We start from the raw sequence: 3,581 nt of genomic DNA, 5'->3' as shown, positions 1-3,581 counted from the left end.
GAACGGTTTGCTGGTTGTGGATTTAATCCCGAGGCGATGATGCCGGTGTATGGCTTGGCTGAAAGTACAGTAGGGCTGGCGTTTCCGGCGCTGCAGCGGGGACCTAAGGTGAATCTGATCGAGCGTGAGTGTTTCACTCGCACGGGTTGGGCAGAGCCTTGCTCTGCTGAAAAGAACGGAGTGATTGAAGTGGTTGCGTGTGGACGGGCGTTGCCACAGCATCAGCTTCGGGTGGTGGATGACCGTGATAGGGAGCTGCCAGATCGACAGGAAGGGCGGATTCAATTTCAGGGGCCCTCTTCAACGAGTGGCTACTATCGTAACCCGGAGCAAACTGCGGTCCTGTTCCATGATGATTGGCTTGAAACAGGTGATCTTGGTTATATCTCGGAGGGTGAGCTCTATGTGACCGGCAGGCAGAAGGACCTGATTATACTGGCGGGACGTAATATTCATCCGGCGGAGTTAGAAACTGCCATAGGAAACATGGAAGGAATCCGTAAAGGTGGCGTGGTGGTCTTTGGTAGCCGCAGCCCCGAACGAGGTACTGAGCGCCTGGTGGTGATGGCTGAAACCCGGCAGCAGGATGATACTCGCCGCGCGGAACTGAGTGCTGAAATTAATCGGCGAGCTGTCGATCTGTTGGGTCAACCGGTGGATGAAGTCTTGTTGGTAATACCAAACCGCGTGCTGAAAACCTCCAGCGGCAAGGTGCGCCGTTCAGCCTGTAAGGCACTGTACGAGGGGGGGAATCTCAGCAGGATGCCAGAAAGTCGCTGGTTGCAATGGTTGCGCATTGCTCGGGAGGAGTTGGCTGGACGGGTGGGAAGGTTCCGGCAGCGGTTTCTGGATTATGCTTTTGCCACCTATGGTTGGAGCCTTTACGGTCTGTTGCTTTGTCTGGTTTTGCCGCCATTCCTGTTGCTTCCCTGCGTGAAGTTGCGTTGGAGGGTGATTCGGCAGGCGGTCCGGCTTCTGGGCATGCTAACGGGTACATCGGTGCGGCTTGAAGGCGCTGAGCACCTGCCGCCGCAGGGACAAGCCTGTGTTTTTGTCTGCAATCATTCCAGTTATCTCGATGGCTACGCACTGGTGGGCTTTTTGCCACGTTGTGTACGGTTTGTAGCCAAAGGGGAATTAGAAGAGAAAAAATTGATTGCTTTTCTGTTGCGTAAGATCGGTGTCGAATTTGTTGCTCGTTTTGATCCGGATCGGGGGCATGCTGATATCACTCGGTTGGCGCATCAGGTTGGAGAGAGCACGCCTCTTTTCTTTTTTCCAGAAGGCACATTCACTCGCGTACCTGGCCTCAGATCCTTTCATCTTGGTGCATTTACAACCGCGTGTCAGCAGCAACTGCCAGTGGTGCCTGTGGCGATAAGAGGAACCCGAACCATGCTCCGCGCAAACAGCTGGTTCCCAAGGCGGGGGCATATCATCATCTCCATCGGTGAACCTATCTCCAGTCATGCTGGGGAAGGGAAAAACCTCTGGCAGCAGGCGTTAGTGTTGCGGGATCGCACGCGGGCTGAAGTGCTGAGGCTTTCTGGAGAGGCCGATCTGAATACGGAAACGGTGATCAAAAGGACAGAGTAATGTATCCAGATAGGCATTGAAGTGCTGCGATGGCGGGAGATTAGGATTTGCGCCGAGCTAAGTTATGTTGCGTAAGTGACTTACTATCATGCAGTAAGTCCAGGATCCTCTCAGCCAGATTCGGTTAGGTGAGCAAAACGGGCCGATAGATCCATTGCACCGCTACTTCTGAACGGGCCAGTCATCGCTCTTTAGCACGAGGAACTGAATTTTCTTTCTAATATCAATTTCATACACGTATGTCTCAACTTTTCCCCACACCAGATAGGCAGTACACTCTGTTCTATTACACTACGTTGAGTGATAAAAATTATCTGGAGGTTGGTAACCATGTTTCGGTTTTCATCGCGGATCGAAATACTGAAAGTTGTCTTACTGACTCTGATGCTGTCAAGTTTGAGGATACAGGCGGCGGAAGACTATATCCGTATCGACGAGTATGTTAGCCAGCATCCTGAACAGCGTACGGTTATGGACGCTTTTTCTGAGATTGTGCGCGCGCCGGCAGAACCCATTGTGGCAGTACCAGAACGCCCGGTACGAATCGCGGTGATCTATCCGGGTCTGCAGACCTCGGACTACTGGCGCCGGAGCTTAGTTTCTTTTGAACATCGTTTGCGGAGTATTCAACTCCCTTACGAGCTTAAATCCTTCTTATCCCGTCCCTCCGTTGATACCGCGCTACAAAGTCAGCAGCTAGCAGAAGCTTTACAGTGGCAGCCGGATTATCTGGTCTTTACGCTTGATATTGCCCCGCAGAGCCGAATGATCGAACGCTTGATCGCACGGGGGAAGCCCAAGCTTATTCTGCAAAATGTCACCACGCCACTGGTGCGTTGGCAGGCACATCAGCCCTTTCTCTATGTTGGATTTGATCATGCTCAGGGGACCAAGCTGATGGCCGACTGGATGCTCAAGCAGATAAACCACGAGGGTAAATATCTTATGCTGTACTTCTCTCCAGGTTATGTCAGCCAGATGCGTGGTGACACCTTTGCCAGAGAAGTTGCACAGCATTCTCGTGTGACTCAGGTTGCCGCCTACTACACCGATGGTGATCGGGAGAAAGCCTATACCGCTACGCTCAGAACTCTGGAGAAGCACCCTGATATTAAGATGATTTTCGCCAATTCAACCGATGTAGCGCTTGGGGCACTTCGTGCTTTACGTGAAAGTGATCGGTTGGACATCCTGCTAAATGGTTGGGGAGGAGGTGACGCGGAACTCAAGGAGCTGAATCATCAAGGGCTTGATGTCACTGTCATGCGAATTAACGATGACAATGGTATTGCGATGGCGGAGGCGATCAAGCTGGACCAGCTGGATCAAGCGCAGCGCGTACCCCAAATATTTTCCGGAGATATAAAGCTGCTGAACAAGGATCAGTTGCCAGCTGAGGTTAATAAGCTCAAACAACAAGCGTTCCGACTCAGTGATCAGCCAATAGAGACTCAATAAGTGCAAAAAGTACGTTTTTCTACCGTCATTCTTCTATTGGTGTTTGCCTTGTTGGCAGCTTCATCAGCTATTTTGCTGACACCTGCCTACCTTGGTTCAGAGAAAGCACTTCAGCATGAAATTAAGCTGGCTTACGAACGGGACCAGCGCGCATTGAACAGCCTCATTGAGGCGCGGTTTAAGAACATTCAGCAAATTAGTCAGGAAGTCATTAAAGCTCGAGAGTTACGCTGGGCGTTAAACGCGAACGAACCGAAAATGATCTCCCGGGTAATAGGCACTTTGCTTGCGGGAGAGAATGGTCAACATATTGATGCCGTCGTGATTGAAAATAGTGACGGTGTTCCCACCGTTGGCACCAATAGCAGCCTTCTTGGAGTACAACTTCCACTAGAAAAGATCAGTCAGCATTACACGTCCACGGGGGCCTGGAGCAGCGTCAATGTGGAAGGTGATGAGTATTACAGCGTATTACGTTTAACCTTGCCGGTGGTTGATGAGCGGTTCGGAGAAGTGATCGGGAAAAT

The 3,581-nt window shown here is 51.4% G+C and carries 3 protein-coding genes; all 3 read left to right on the top strand.

Annotation, left to right across the window (positions count from 1 at the left end):
* Nucleotides 1-1,596, top strand: a 1,596-nt coding sequence (locus ABYW01_RS16790) for a 1-acyl-sn-glycerol-3-phosphate acyltransferase (protein WP_372834918.1), incomplete at its 5' end; no start/stop codon positions are given.
* 330 nt (nt 1,597-1,926) lie between these two features.
* Complete coding sequence (locus ABYW01_RS16785) at nt 1,927-3,054, top strand: substrate-binding domain-containing protein (protein ID WP_372834915.1); 1,128 nt, start codon at nt 1,927-1,929, stop codon at nt 3,052-3,054.
* Nucleotides 3,055-3,581 (top strand): LuxQ periplasmic sensor domain-containing protein (locus ABYW01_RS16780; protein ID WP_372834912.1); only part of this gene is annotated, 527 nt, incomplete at its 3' end. It lies immediately after the preceding gene.

Source organism: Pontibacterium sp. (genome assembly GCF_041587635.1).
Taxonomy (GTDB): domain Bacteria; phylum Pseudomonadota; class Gammaproteobacteria; order Pseudomonadales; family Balneatricaceae; genus Pontibacterium.
Note: the sequence above shows the minus strand (reverse complement) of the source record. Positions and strands in the feature narration are given on the sequence as shown.